Source organism: Staphylococcus massiliensis (assembly GCF_043186315.1).
In the GTDB taxonomy this organism is placed as follows: Bacteria; Bacillota; Bacilli; order Staphylococcales; family Staphylococcaceae; genus Staphylococcus; species Staphylococcus massiliensis.
Genome location: NZ_CP171119.1, coordinates 460,978 through 476,329 on the forward strand (window position 1 = coordinate 460,978; position 15,352 = coordinate 476,329).

The window sequence follows — 15,352 nt, forward strand, 5'->3', positions numbered from 1 at the left end:
CGATTGTTTTTATTTTCTTTCGCGTAACAGACCCCTTATGCGATTGTTTTATTTTTCTTTCGCACAACGGCCCCATTATGCGATTGTTTTTTATTTCTTTCGCGTAACGGACTCCTTATGCGATTGTTATTTTTTTCTTTCGCACAACGGGCTCCTTATGCGATTGTTTCTATTTTCTTTCGCGTAACAGACCCGTTATGCGATTGTTTCTATTTTCTTTCGCGTAACAGACCCGTTATGCGATTGTTTCTATTTTCTTTCGCGCAACAAACCCGTTACACGATTGTTTCTATTTTCTTTCGCGCAACAAACCCGTTACACGATTGTTTCTATTTTCTTTCGCATAAGGGGGCCTTCCGTATAATTATTAATTCCCGTTAACCACGCTGCCCCCATTTTCAAAAAGAAAAAAGCCAACAAAGTCATAGAACTTTGCTGGCTTAGATATATTTAAGACGTCCGTCCGTCTAATTTACCATAATTTCTCTAGCATGTTTGTTTGGTTGCGGTCTGGACCTACTGAGAAGATTGAGATGTGAACGTTACATAGTTCTGAAATGCGTTCTAGGTAACGACGTGCGTTCTCAGGAAGTTCTTCTAACGTGCGGCAACCTGTAATGTCTTCTTTCCAACCAGGTAACTCTTCGAAGATTGGTTTACAACGCTTAAGTGTGTTTAAGTTAGCTGGGTATTCTGTAATTTCTTCACCGTCTAACTCGTAAGCTGTACAGATCTTAACTGTGTCTAAACCTGATAATACGTCGATTGAGTTGATTGATAGGTCTGTGATACCACTTACACGACGTGAATGGCGTAATACAACTGAGTCGAACCAACCTACACGACGTGGACGACCTGTTGTTGTACCGTATTCGCGGCCAACTTCACGGATGTGGTTACCGTCTTCATCGAATAGTTCTGTTGGGAATGGACCGTCACCTACTCGAGATGTGTATGCTTTACATACGCCGATTACTTTAGAAACGAATGTTGGACCTACACCAGTACCTACTGTAACGTTACCTGCAACTGGGTTACTTGATGTAACGAATGGATATGTACCGTGGTCGATATCTAACATAACACCTTGTGCACCTTCGAATAATACGCGCTCATCTGATTGAAACGCATCGTCAAGCACTTTTGAAGTGTCTGTAACGTATTGTTTTAAACGTTGACCCGCTTCATAGTATGCTTCGAAGATGTCTTCGAATTTGATTTCTTCAGCGTTAAACATACCTTTGAAGTAATCATTTTTATAATCAAGGTTCGTTTTAAGAATTTGTTCGAATGTTTCTTTATCTAAAAGGTCTGCCATACGGATACCCATACGATGTGCTTTATCTACATATGCTGGACCGATACCTTTTTTAGTCGTACCAATTTTATTATCACCACGACGCTCTTCTTCTAGTTCATCTTGTCTAATGTGGTAAGGTAAGATAACTTGAGCACGGTTTGAGATACGTAAATTATCTGTTGATACACCGCGTTCGTTCAAGCCGTCTAACTCTTTTAATAATGCGACTGGATCTACTACAACGCCGTTACCGATAACAGCTAATTTATCTTTATAGAAAATACCAGATGGTACTAAATGTAATTTATATGTTTCACCGTCAAACTTGATTGTATGACCCGCGTTATTTCCGCCTGAAAAACGTGCGATTACATCCGCTTGTTCAGCTAAGAAATCTGTGATTTTACCTTTACCTTCGTCTCCCCATTGTGTCCCAACAACTACGATTGATGACATAAGAGCACCTCCAAGTTTTTCTCATTTAACCATATGTATTCTACCAATACTATTCTGTAATTGCAAACATAAAAACGAACATTTATTTGACTTTTTAAAAGGCGTGCGCCACCGCGATTACGAACCAACAAAAGCCCGCTAAGGCCGTCGTTACAACGTTTATCGCTCAATACATTCTTTTTAAAAATACATACTTCTGAATGATTATGAACGATAAATCAATACAAAAACCGTACATTAAAGCATAAAAACTTTTAAATGTACGGTTAAATACTTCGCATTACATTTCTGCGTGTGCGTAATCAATGTCTGTAAATTTATTATATTGTTTCATGAAGTGAAGTTTAACGGTTCCTGTAGGGCCGTTACGTTGCTTGGCGATAATAATCTCAATCTCACCATTATCATCATTCGTTTGAGGTAAGTTGTCGCCATCTTCATCGTCGTCATCTTCACCACGGTTATAATAATCTTCACGATATAAGAAAGCTACAATATCCGCGTCTTGCTCGATAGACCCTGATTCACGAATATCACTCATCATAGGTCGTTTATCTTGTCGCTGTTCAACACCACGTGATAACTGACTGAGTGCAATCACAGGGCACTCCATCTCTCTTGCGATAGCTTTCAATGTACGCGAAATCTCTGACACTTCTTGTTGACGGTTATCTGACATACGAGAACCGCTTCCTTGAATCAGTTGTAAGTAGTCGATCACAATCATATCGAGGCCGTGCTCTTGTTTAAGACGACGACACTTTGATCTAATATCTGTGATTCGAATACCTGGCGTATCATCGATGAAAATCTTCGTACGTGACAACTTACCGACTGCAATCGTGAAACGATTCCAATCTTCTTCAGTCATCGTACCGGTACGTAAACGGTTTGAGTCTACGTTACCTGAACTACAAATCATACGCGTTGCGAGCTGGTCAGCACCCATCTCTAGTGAAAAGATACCTACCGTAAATTGATCTTCGTGTGTCGCAACCTTTTGCGCAATATTTAGTGCGAAGGCAGTCTTACCGACAGATGGTCTTGCTGCTAAGATGATTAAATCATTGCGGTTAAAGCCCGCTGTCATATTATCTAAATCACGGTACCCTGTTGGGATACCAGGTGTTTGACCACTATTCTGATCAAGCAATTCTGCATTATCGTACACATCACCTAAGACGTCACGAATATCTTTAAAGCCGTCACTCTCACGTGTAGACGAAATATCAAGAATACGTTTTTCGGCGTCATTTAACACGACTTCTAAATCTAACTCATCATTATAACCATCATTTGCGATACTCTCAGCAACATAAATCAACTTACGCTTAATCGCATGCTTAATTACGATGTCGATATAATGATCGATGTTACGAGTTGTAGGTAAGTTATTCGCAAGTTCAGCGAGATATGATGGTCCACCTGACTCACTGAGCTTACCTTCAGTCGTGAGTTGTTCGAGTAATGTAACGATGTCGATCTCTTTGCCGTCTTCATTTAAATTCATCATGGCACGGAAGATGTGTTGATGTGCCATACGATAAAATGACTCAGGAAGTAAGACTTCCTGAGTTGTTATAATCAGTTCTGGATCAATGAGAACTGCACCAAGTACAGACTGCTCTGCTTCATTGTTATGTGGCATTTGATTTTGTTGTTGATACATACCATCCATACGGAGCACCTCATTACCTTACGTATTATTTTTCCACTGTGTGAACGCGTAATGTACCTTCTACTTCTTTGTGAAGTTTAATTGGTACGTTCGTATAACCAAGTGCGTGGATACCATTTGGTAAATCCATCTTACGTTTATCTACTTTGATATCATGTTGGTCTTTAAGTGCTTCAGCGATTTGTTTCGTGCTCACTGAACCAAATAATTTACCGCCTTCACCTGATTTAGCCGTAACTTCAACTTCTAATTCACTTAAACGTTCTTTTAACTTTTTAGCGTCTTCTAATTCTTGTTGTTTTTCTTCTTCTTTACGTTTATTTTGTTGTTCTAATTGTTTTAAGTTACCTGGTGTTGCTTCAACTGCTAAGTTCTTTTTTAAAAGGAAGTTATTCGCATAACCTACTGGTACGTCTTTAACTTCGCCTTTCTTACCTTTACCTTTAACATCTTCTGTGAAAATTACTTTCATGATTCGTCACTCCTATTCATCTGTTCTGTAATTGCTTCTTGAAGTTGTGCGATTGCATCTTCTATATTTGAATCTTTAAGTTGTGTTGCAGCATTTGTTAAATGTCCGCCGCCACCTAATGCTTCCATCGTAAGTTGCACGTTAATTTCACCAAGCGAACGTGCTGATATACCAATTAAGTTCTCTTCACGTTTCGCTACCACATAGGATGCCTCAACGCCATCAAGACTTAATAATTCGTCTGCCGCCTGAGCGACTGTTACCGGATGATAAATCTTTTCGTCAGAGCCATGTGCGATTGCTACGCCATGATCTTGTAATTCTACCGTACGAATTAATTCAGAACGATTAATATACGTATCAATATCATCCTTTAAGAAATGTTGCGTCAGAATTGTATCTGCACCGTGTGCTCTTAAATAGCTTGCTGCATCAAAAGTCCTAGAACCAGTACGTAGTGTAAAGTTGCGTGTATCTACAATAATACCTGCAAACATCACTGTCGACTCTAAACGTGTTAAACGTTGTTCTTTAGGTTGATACTCAAGCAATTCTGTAACAAGCTCAGCAGTCGAACTTGCATAAGGTTCCATATAAACAAGTAATGGGTTTGATATGAAACTATCACCACGTCTGTGATGGTCAATAACCACACGACGGTTTGCTTTATTTAAAATATTTTCATCAAGAACCATTTCTGGTTTGTGTGTATCTACAACAACGAGGGTTGTCTTAGATGTCATGATATCCCAAGCTTCATCCGATGTAATAAAGCGTTCTTTAAGTTCTGGTTTCTCATCAATTTCATTCATTACTCGGCGTAATGTTGGGTCTATATCTTCTTCATTTAATACGATATATGCATCAAGGTTATTCATCATCGCAAATCGTGATACCCCGATAGCTGCACCGATTGCATCAAGGTCAGGTCTCGTGTGACCCATAACAATCACTTTGTCACCTTCCATTAAAATGTCTTTTAAAGCGTGAGAAATAACACGCGCACGAACTCGCGTACGTTTCTCCATCGGGTCAGTCTTACCGCCATAGAAACGAACGTTACCATTCATATTCTTGATGGCAACTTGGTCACCACCACGACCTAGCGCTAAGTCTAAGCCTGATTGTGATAATTCACCTAAATCAATGAGGTTATCTGAACCTTCACCGATACCAATACTTAATGTAAGTTGTGCACGGTAACCGACACTCTTTTCACGAAGTTGACTTAAAATATCAAAGTTCGTATCTTCAATTTCCTTTAAGATACGATGGTTTAAGTATGCGACAAACTGGTCTGAGCTATAACGTTTAAAGTAAACGTCATGCTCTGTTGCCCAGCGGTTAATCACTCTTGTAACCATTGAGTTGATTTCTGAACGTTGTGTGTCGTTCATATTCTGCGTGATTTCATCATAGTTATCTAGGAAAAGCGTTGCAATGATTGGACGCTGATCTTCAAATAATTGAGAAGTCTGTACCTCTTCAGTAATATCGAAGAAATAAAGTACGCCTTCCTCTTCTGCGTGACTAACACGGTAGTGATATGGTTCGTCTGTAATTTCGATTTCTTCTGTCTTTTCTAATTGCTTTAAAATATTAGGATAAACCTCATTAATCGGATCCGAAATGACGTTACGATCAATGCGATCATGCATAAATTGGTTTAACCACTCGATTTGGTCATTTTCATCGAGAATGACGATACCAATCGGCAACGTCTTTACTGCTCTATCACTCGTTCCACATATTTCACCACTTAGTTGATTGACGTATTCGTCCATCTTCTTGTAAGCGTGTCTTAACATGAAAGCTGTAATGATAATCATTACGATAAGACCAATCGTTACAAATAAAGCCAATAACGGCCTAAATATGAACCATATAACAACGATAGCGATCGATGTAATCACCATTAAAAGATAAGGGATTAACAGTGACTTTTTAGTGGTTTGACGGTTCATTTTGTCACCTCAAATCATTTTTTAATGAAGCCTTTTAAATTTATACCTAAATCTAACATTCCAATGAGTCTCGTAATCGGATAAAAGATAACACCTAAAATCACGAAAATAACGGATACCGCTGTAGGGAATCGTTTCTTGTGCGCGAAGTAATGTATTAAACTTAATCCTTGAATAAACATAACTAATTGTAACATAACTTGTAAGTTCAATAGAATGCTTGTCCATGTGTTAATTTCCGTTGTAAACATCATACCCAATAATACGACAAAATATATCCACAAGAATGAGCGGTTCATTTCCCATGAATACAAGGGTTTGAATGATGGTGTTGCAATCTTAAATTCACGTAACATTGGAAAAGTGATGAGTAGATTTAAAAATACAATGAATATGATAAAAAGTACTAAAAATGATGGGAAAGACGCACTTAAGGTATGAATACTATTTTCTAACATATCCATTGACTCTTTAGACACATCACTTACTTTTTGCGCTTCTTTCATTAATGATTCTAACGGTTTAATCATTTGATATGTGAGTGGAATCATTTTTATACTTTGTAAAATCATGATAACCACTAAAGTGATCAGACTTGATATAAATGAAGCTAAGTAAAAAATGCGTTCCTTTGATGCGCGTTCTTTTAACAATTGACCGATCACGGCACTTAAAATAAAGATGATAATTACAATACTTAATGCAAAGACACTTTTCGTAAGCGTTGTAATTATCACCGTGATTAATGCACTCATGCCAAATGATGGAATTGATTTGTGCCATAATACGATACCTGGAATTGTTGCAAATAAAAGTAACAATACGCTAAGCCATGGTACGAAGCTTAATATTATAGCTAAGACAATCATGACACTTGTAGCAATCATCGTTGCTTTAACATCTATTTTCGAAAACAATAATGCCACTTCCAAACTTTATAATCTTTAATCTCTATTCTACAATCTTTAGCGTTGTTATACAATTGTAGTATATTGATTTACAAATCATCAAATTCGGTTTATTTACGCTTATTTCGCGTTACTTTTAAAAAATGATATAAGTTGGGTGCCCATATATTGAAGTTCAATAAAAATCCATCATGACCTACGTTGTCAGGCACATAGAAATGCCTATGATATTTAAATCGTTTCCCTACGTGATAGACGTCTTCGTTTGGATACAATAAATCGTCTTTAAATCCTACTGTGAGGACTTTAGTTTCGAGCGATTTGAAGACTGCATCAACATCTTCACGGCCTCTATCAATATTATGACTGTCTAAGACGTCGAGCAGTGTCAGGTAACACTTCAAATCGAAGCGTTCCTTGAATTTGTCTCCTTGATACTTCTGGTAACTTACCACTTCTTCAGGCGTAAAATTTTCTTCGTAAGACTTTGAAGATCGATACGTTAAGAACCCAATTTGTCTTGCTAAACTTAGCCCTTCCTTACCCGCTAAATGTATACTTTGTCTCGCTATCTCATTGAATGCGCGGCTATATGAAGATGTCTTACACGTTGAAGCGAGAATTACGGCTTTCTTAACGTTAAACTGGTTATTATATAGCAGTTCTATCGCTTGCATACCACCTAAGGACGCTCCGATTAAGATATCAATCGTTTTAAACCCTAAGTGTGAAATACCGATTTCAATCGCGCGAACGATATCTCGTATCGTTAATCTCTCTGGAAAAGCACGCTCAGTTAATGCTGAACTTGAACCAAATGGACTACCTATAACATTGAACGTTAAAAATTGATAATCATGTACAGGCATATATCCCCCATCAATGATTTCTCGCCACCAGCCTGGATCATCATCTGTACCATAAGTTAGATGGTTTCCTGTAAGCGCATGGCAAATGAGGACGAGTGGTTGACCCTTGTAGCCTACGTGCTCGTATCTGAGTTTAAGATTTTCTATTGTTTCACCTGATTCAGTTGTAAATTCACCTAAATGTAACGTATCTACTGTATAGTTCATTCCAAAACCTCCTTGCATATTAAAAAAACACCTTACTCGATTGTAAGGTGTTTGTAGACTTATCAATCGAATGAACGTTGGTTGTAGCACCGTGTCTTGAGATCGGTTGCTGAAGTCTCATCGGGCCAAGTCCCTCCACTTCTCTTAATAAGCAATATGAAATTGATTAAGTTAATCATAACTTATATGGCTTTATTATTAAAGTGATATGTCAAAATATTCTGATAAAAATTACTTTATAGCATCCTTAGTTACACTTCCGTTTGTCTGAAGTAAGACAAACGTCATACTCGGAAAGCTAATATTATGGCGTTTTATTGCTTGTGAATTTTTACTCGAAAATTTAGACTTCCCTGATATTTTTAGACACCCTTCAAACTCCCCTACCCCACCAGGGGGGGTTACTTAATTTAAATAAAACCCTTGATTTAAAGGGCTTTTAAAAAAGAGGCGACCTTAAAAGCAACCTCCCCTCTTCTTAAGTACAATTCATCTTTAATGTCTTAGCAATGATAAAAAAAGAAAGCAACTAGATCGATTCGTAACCGATCTAGATGCTCCTGTTAAAAGCCATTTATAATGTTTAAGATTTATTTATTGATTGGTTCAATCTTAGTTTTACCACCCATGAATGGAACAAGCGCTTCAGGGATTGTAATAGAACCGTCTTCGTTTTGATAGTTTTCAACGATAGCTGCGAACGTACGACCTACTGCTAGACCACTACCATTTAATGTGTGTGCAAATTCTGGTTTAGCATCTTTATCGCGTTTGAAACGGATATTTGCACGGCGTGCTTGGAAGTCAGTTACGTTAGAGCAAGAACTGATTTCTTTGTATTCATTGTAGCTTGGTAACCAAACTTCTAAGTCGTAAGTTTTGCTTGCGCCGAAGCCGATATCACCTGTACATAAGATTACACGACGATATGGTAAGCCTAATTCTTCAAGGATGCTTTCAGCGTTCTCAGTCATTTCTTCTAAAGCATTCCAAGAATCTTCTGGTTTCTCGAAACGTACTAATTCAACTTTGTCGAATTGGTGTAAACGGATAAGACCTCTAGTGTCACGGCCTGCAGAACCCGCTTCACTACGGAAACAAGCTGACATTCCAGTGAATTTCTCAGGTAAGACACCTGGTTGGATAACTTCGTCACGGTAATAGTTTGTTAAAGGTACTTCAGCAGTTGGGATTGTGTAAAGACCTTCTTTTTCAACTTTGAATAAGTCTTCTTCGAATTTAGGTAACTGACCAGTACCATACATTGAATCAGCGTTAACTAATTGTGGTACCATCATTTCAGTGTAACCGTTTTGAGTTGTATGTTTAGTAAGCATGTAGTTCATTAAAGCACGTTCAAGTAACGCACCATCGTTTGTTAAGTATACGAAACGTGCACCAGAAACTTTTGCAGCACGTTCAAAGTTAGCCATCTTAAGATCTTCTACTAAGTCCCAATGAGCTTTGTAATCGAAGTCGAATTCACGTGGCGTACCCCATTTTTTAACTTCAACGTTGTCTTCATCTGAATCACCTTCAGGTACATCGTCATGAATGAAGTTTGGTATACGTGCTAATTTATCTTCAATTTCAGTTTTAACTTCTTTTAATTTAGCGTCTAAGTCTTTGATTTTGTCGCCAACTTCACGCATAGCTTTAATCGCATCATCCGCGTCTTCTTTATTACGTTTTTTCTGAGCGATTTCTTCACTTGCTTTGTTACGCTCAGCTTTAAGTTGTTCAGTTTCGTTAATGTATTCACGGCTTTTTGCATCAAGCTCTAGAACTTCATCAACAACACTAGGCTCCATACCTCTTAATCTAACTTTTTCTTTAACGTAATCAGGTTCATTTCTAAAAACTTTAATATCTAACATCTTCTAAAAACACCCTTTCAAATTTATATATATTTGAGTATTCACGCATAAAAAAAGTACCACATCCCTATGTTACAAGGGACGTGGTACGACGCGTTGCCACCCTATTTAACAGTCTAAAATTAGACTGCACTCTCACTAAAATAACGGTTAAACCGATTGTTCATCTTAACGTGGGTAGATTCATATTATGTTTAAATGCTTGTTCGCACTAACCACAAGTTCTCTGAATTTAAATACACAATATTACTTATTCCACAAAACAATAATAAGTTTATTAAGTTAATTTTAATATACCAAAAGATTTCTCAAAATTCAAGAAATATTATAGGTAAGCTTGTTCTTTTAAATAATTTGCCACATTTTCGATATCTTTATGGAATTGACGATCTTCAGTGATTGAAGGTACAACTTCACGTAAGGTATCGAACTGTGCTTTTGTTTTAGGAGATAATAATGACGCATCTTTTAATTCAGCAGCTTGTAACGCGATGATACATTCTATTGCAAGAACACGTCGTGTGTTCTCAAGCATATCGTATCCGTGACGTGACGCAATCGTACCCATGGATACGTGATCTTCTTGGTTAGCTGATGAAGGAATAGAATCGACGCTCGCAGGATGAGCTAGTGTCTTATTCTCTGAAACGAGTGACGCTGCCGCATACTGCATGATCATTACACCGCTTTGTAAACCTGGCTCAGGACTTAAGAAAGCTGGTAATTCACCATTAAGCTGAGGGTTCACTAAACGCTCTAAACGACGTTCTGAAACGTTACCAAGCTCACTAATTCCAATTTTAAGGAAGTCTAATGCGAATGCTACAGGTTGACCATGGAAGTTACCTCCTGAAATCACAAGTGTTTCATCACCGTCTTCAAAGATAAGTGGATTATCGTTCGCAGCGTTCATTTCATGCTCTAGTTTTTCTGCTACGTAATTGAATACTTGAAAACTTGCACCGTGAATCTGAGGGATACAACGTAACGTATAGGCATCTTGTACACGTACTTCACCTTTACGCGTCGTTAACTGAGACCCCTTTAACCAGTCACGCATGCGCGCTGCAACTTCTACTTGTTCTTTAAAGTTACGTACCTTATGTACGTTCTCATTGTATGCATCCGTGATACCATTTAGTGCTTGATGTGTAAGTGCAGCTATCCATTCAGACTGATATCCGAGAGCTGTAGCTTCTATGTGGTTAATAACACCTTGAGCAGTCATAGCTTGTGTTCCATTGATAAGTGCTAGGCCTTCCTTGGCTTTTAACACAAGAGGCTCTCTATTAAGGCGATTTAAGACCTCCCGACTGTCTAAATCTTCTCCCTTGTAATGGACACGACCTTCACCTACTAGTGCTAGTGCAAGGTGAGATAAAGGTGCTAAATCTCCTGACGCTCCTAAAGAGCCTTGACTTGGAATGATAGGAATAATGCGTTCATTGATAAAGTATATGAGTTGATCGACTAAGTCCGTTGTTACACCTGAATGGCCTTTTAATAAAGTATTTAAACGCAACACCATCATTACTAACGATACTTCTTGTGAAAATGGTTTCCCCATACCGCATGCATGAGAACGTATTAAATTCATTTGTAATTGGTTGGTTTGATGACCTTCTATTAAAACATCACTAAATAAGCCGAAACCTGTTGTGATACCATAAATCGTCTCTTTATTAGCGATAATACCTTCAACAATCTCACGGCTCTTCTTAACGCGTTCTAGTGCGTCTTCAGTGATAGATACTTTTTGATTGTCTTTTAAAAATACACGAATGTCTTCTATAGATAAGTTAGCTCCTGATAGTTGTAATGCCATATATAATCCCCCTTATTTTTCTCTCTTATTAAAAGTATACGCTTAGAAAATAGGGGAAACAATAAAGTTCGTGAAATCCGTAACATGGTATTGAATTAGTATTTTAAAGGGGTAAAGAAATTGCTTATTGACTTAACCTGTGTACAGGTATAATATATCTTATTGTATTTGGTGCAAATATAATCATTAATGAATCTTTTAGAGAATGTAAAGTTCTTACAGTTATCTATAAGTATTTGTTAAATCATGGATATAAGGAGGCTTTCGTATGGAAATCTTATCCACTGTTAGCATACCCAAACGTAAAAAGGAAACGCATAAAGGTGATTACGGCAGAATTTTACTCATCGGCGGAAATAGCAATTTAGGTGGCGCTATTATGTTAGCAGCTCGTGCATGTGTGAATAGTGGAAGCGGATTAATTACTGTAGCAACGCATCCGACTAACCACCCAGCATTACATGCAAATTGTCCTGAAGCCATGGTTATTGATATCAACGATACTAAAAAATTAACGAAGCATATTGAAGCAACGGATTGTATCTTAATTGGACCAGGTCTAGGTTGTGACTTTAAAGGTAACAATGCAATCACGTTCTTATTACAAAACATTCAACCTCATCAAACTTTAATTATTGACGGTGACGCAATTTCAATCATTAGTAAACTGAAACCAGACATTCCTGCGTGTCATGTGATTTACACACCACATCAAAAAGAATGGGAACGTCTAAGTGGTATTCCGATTGAAGAACAAACGTATGAACGTAACCGTGAAGCGGTCGACCGTCTAAACGCGACTGTAGTGCTTAAAAAGCACGGCACGGAAATTTTCTTCCAAGAAGGCGAATATAAATTACAAATTGGTAGCCCAGCAATGGCAACAGGTGGCATGGGTGATACTTTAGCAGGTATGATTACAAGCTTTGTAGGCCAATTTGAAAACGACGATGCGGTTACAAGTGCGACGTATACACACAGTTATATTGGAGAAGAATTATCAAAAAGTATGTATGTTGTACCGCCTTCAAACCTAATTGATGAAATTCCTTACGCAATGAAACGTTTAGAAGACTAATTAAAATAGAAGACAGGCTAGAACAAGGTGATGTTCTAGCCTGTCTTTTTTATAATATGAAATTAAGATTCGTCGTCTTTATCGCTATTTTCGATATCTTCGTTTACACGATCCATGAAGTCTTTACGGACTTCGATGCGTTCCTCTGAATCGCTATCCGCTTCTTCAGTTTTGATAACATCTCCTGGTGCTTCATCTTCAAGTACTTGTTCTTTAGAAACATCATTGTCGTCTTCAGATTCCGAATCATCTTCACCTTTAATATCGTCGTCTTCTTTGACCTTTGCTACAGTAGATACGAATTGGTTATCTTGTAATCGGATAAGACGCACACCCTGAGTCGCACGACCTGTTTGACTAATGTCTTCTACTTGAAGGCGGATAATAACGCCTAGGTTCGTTACAATCATGAGATCCTCATCGCCACTAACAGTCGTAATACATACAATATCTCCGTTACGTTCAGTTAACGTGGCTGTCTTAATACCTTTACCACCACGATTAGATAAACGATACTCATTTACGTTAGTACGCTTACCATAACCTTTATCAGTTACAACAAGAATTTCGTCATCGCTTTCTTTATGTGCAACGTCTAAGCCGACGACCATATCACCTTCACGAAGTGTAATACCTTTTACACCTGCCGCAGTACGTCCGAGAGGTCGTAACGTTGATTCGTCGAAACGTATCAATGACGCGTGTTTAGTACCAATTAGAATATCTTGGTTGCCATCGATAAGTCTTACCGCAATTAACTCATCGTGGTCTTTAAAACTAATTGCTATTTTACCGTTCTTATTAATGCGAGAGAAGTTATTTAAACGTGAACGCTTCACGATACCTTGTTTTGTCGCAAAGACTAAATAATCATCTTCTTTATCTAAGTCTTTAACAGCAATCATGGTACTGATCACTTCGTCTTTTTCAATTTCTAAAGCATTCACAATAGGAATACCTTTAGACTGACGTGAGAGTTCTGGTACTTCATAACCCTTAAGTTTATACACGCGACCTTTATTCGTGAAGAATAGGATGTGATCATGCGTGCTCAGCGTTACAAGCTGACTTACAAAGTCTTCTTCAAGCGTATTCATACCTTGCACACCGCGACCACCACGATTTTGCGCACGATATGTAGACACTGGTAAACGCTTAATGTAATTATTATGACTTAATGTAATCACGATTTGCTCTTCAGGAATTAAATCCTCGTCTTCAATGTGATCAATGCCGCCTATTTGAATTTCAGTACGACGTTCATCACCAAAGCGTTCTTTAATTTCTTCAAGTTCTTCTCGAACGATATTAAGTAAGAGTTCTTCATCAGCTAAGATAGCCTTTAACTCTTTAATATATTCAATAAGTTGATTATATTCGTCTTCAATCTTATCTCGCTCTAAGCCTGTTAAACGTCTTAAACGCATATCTAAAATAGCTTGAGCTTGACGTTCAGATAATTTAAAGCGCTCTTGCAGGCTATCCATCGCAATCTTATCTGTTTCAGATTCACGGATTGTTGAGATGATTTCATCGATATGGTCTAACGCGATACGTAAACCTTCAAGGATATGTGCACGGTCTTCGGCTTTTCTAAGGTTGTATTCAGTTCTACGACGTACAACGACTTTTTGATGTTCAAGATAAGATTCTAAAGCTTGTTTTAAGTTAATTAAGCGTGGTCTGCCGTTAACTAAAGCAATCATATTCACACCAAATGACGTTTGTAGTGGAGTTAATTTATAAAGATTGTTTAATACGACATTCGCATTCGCTTCTCTTTTAACATCGATTACAACACGTACACCAGTACGTAAACTTGTTTCGTCACGTAAGTCTGTGATACCTTCGATTTTCTTATCACGAGCAAGTTCAGCAATCTTTTCAATCATACGCGCCTTGTTCACTTGGAACGGTACTTCAGTTACGACGATGCTTTCACGACCATTTCCACGTGATTCAATTTCTGCCTTAGCACGCATTTGAATAGAGCCTCGTCCAGTTTCATAAGCGCGTCTAATTCCACTTTTACCGAGAATAAGCCCCGCAGTAGGAAAATCTGGACCTTGAATATCGTTCATAAGCTCTGAAATAGTAATATCAGGGTTATAACTTAAACTTAAAACACCATCAATAACTTCAGTCATATTATGAGGTGGTATGTTCGTTGCCATACCTACCGCAATACCTGACGCACCGTTAACAAGAAGGTTAGGGAAACGAGCAGGTAAGACTGACGGCTCTCTTTCCGTGCCGTCATAGTTGTCGATAAAGTCGATCGTGTCTTTATTAATATCACGCAGTAATTCAAGCGTGAGCTTTGTCATTCGCGCTTCAGTATAACGCATTGCTGCGGCACCATCGCCGTCCATAGACCCAAAGTTACCTTGTCCATCAACAAGTGGATAACGATAACTGAAATCCTGAGCCATACGTACCATAGCCTCGTAGATAGATGAGTCACCATGAGGGTGATACTTACCCATTACATCACCGACAATACGTGCGGACTTCTTATAAGGTTTATCCGGCGTCATACCTTGTTCATTTAAACCGTATAAAATACGTCGGTGAACCGGCTTTAAACCATCTCTAACGTCTGGCAATGCACGTGAAACGATAACGCTCATCGCATAATCTAAAAATGACTCACGCATTTCACTGCTTATATTTCGTTCATTAATTCTTGATTCAGGTATTTCAGCCATCAAGATATCC

Annotated in this window: 10 protein-coding genes, 1 riboswitch and 1 other annotated feature; of the genes, 1 reads left to right on the forward strand and 9 read right to left on the reverse strand. The window is 38.1% G+C overall.

Annotated features, from left to right (window positions below):
- Positions 1-472: 472 nt before the first annotated feature.
- The 8 genes from ACF3N8_RS02195 to hutH all read right to left on the reverse strand — a co-directional run bounded on the left by ACF3N8_RS02195 (position 473) and on the right by hutH (position 11,556).
- Positions 473-1,756 (reverse strand): adenylosuccinate synthase, encoded by a 1,284-nt coding sequence (locus ACF3N8_RS02195; protein WP_009383250.1) that lies wholly within the window; start codon positions 1,754-1,756, stop codon positions 473-475.
- Positions 1,757-2,036: 280 nt separating this feature from the next.
- Positions 2,037-3,434, reverse strand: coding sequence for a replicative DNA helicase (dnaB, locus tag ACF3N8_RS02200; protein WP_009383251.1), 1,398 nt, complete (start codon positions 3,432-3,434; stop codon positions 2,037-2,039).
- A gap of 25 nt (positions 3,435-3,459) precedes the next feature.
- Entirely contained in the window at positions 3,460-3,906 is a 447-nt protein-coding gene (gene rplI / locus ACF3N8_RS02205; RefSeq protein WP_009383252.1) for a 50S ribosomal protein L9, read from the reverse strand.
- Positions 3,903-5,870, reverse strand: coding sequence for a DHH family phosphoesterase (locus ACF3N8_RS02210; protein WP_009383253.1), 1,968 nt, complete (start codon positions 5,868-5,870; stop codon positions 3,903-3,905). Before ACF3N8_RS02210 ends, rplI begins: the two co-directional genes overlap by 4 nt.
- 14 nt (positions 5,871-5,884) lie before the next feature.
- On the reverse strand, positions 5,885-6,787 hold the full coding sequence (locus ACF3N8_RS02215) for a DUF2232 domain-containing protein (RefSeq protein ID WP_009383255.1): 903 nt from the start codon (positions 6,785-6,787) through the stop codon (positions 5,885-5,887).
- A 101-nt stretch (positions 6,788-6,888) separates the two neighbouring features.
- A complete protein-coding gene (locus tag ACF3N8_RS02220) occupies positions 6,889-7,854 on the reverse strand; it encodes an alpha/beta fold hydrolase family protein (RefSeq protein WP_009383257.1) in 966 nt (321 codons plus the stop codon).
- 56 nt (positions 7,855-7,910) lie between these two features.
- Positions 7,911-8,008: riboswitch (SAM riboswitch) on the reverse strand.
- A 436-nt stretch (positions 8,009-8,444) separates the two neighbouring features.
- Positions 8,445-9,731, reverse strand: a complete 1,287-nt coding sequence (serS, locus tag ACF3N8_RS02225) for a serine--tRNA ligase (protein WP_009383258.1) — start codon at positions 9,729-9,731, stop codon at positions 8,445-8,447.
- 74 nt (positions 9,732-9,805) lie between these two features.
- Positions 9,806-10,003, reverse strand: a binding site (T-box leader).
- 53 nt (positions 10,004-10,056) lie between these two features.
- Positions 10,057-11,556 (reverse strand): histidine ammonia-lyase, encoded by a 1,500-nt coding sequence (hutH, locus tag ACF3N8_RS02230; protein ID WP_392450168.1) that lies wholly within the window; start codon positions 11,554-11,556, stop codon positions 10,057-10,059.
- A gap of 268 nt (positions 11,557-11,824) precedes the next feature.
- On the opposite strand from hutH, the gene ACF3N8_RS02235 reads away from it, so the two are divergent.
- Positions 11,825-12,634, forward strand: coding sequence for an NAD(P)H-hydrate dehydratase (locus ACF3N8_RS02235; protein ID WP_009383260.1), 810 nt, complete (start codon positions 11,825-11,827; stop codon positions 12,632-12,634).
- Between the two features lie 62 nt (positions 12,635-12,696).
- Here ACF3N8_RS02235 and gyrA read toward each other — a convergent pair whose 3' ends face one another.
- Positions 12,697-15,342 (reverse strand): DNA gyrase subunit A, encoded by a 2,646-nt coding sequence (gene gyrA / locus ACF3N8_RS02240; protein WP_009383261.1) that lies wholly within the window; start codon positions 15,340-15,342, stop codon positions 12,697-12,699.
- Between the last annotated feature and the right edge of the window lie 10 nt (positions 15,343-15,352).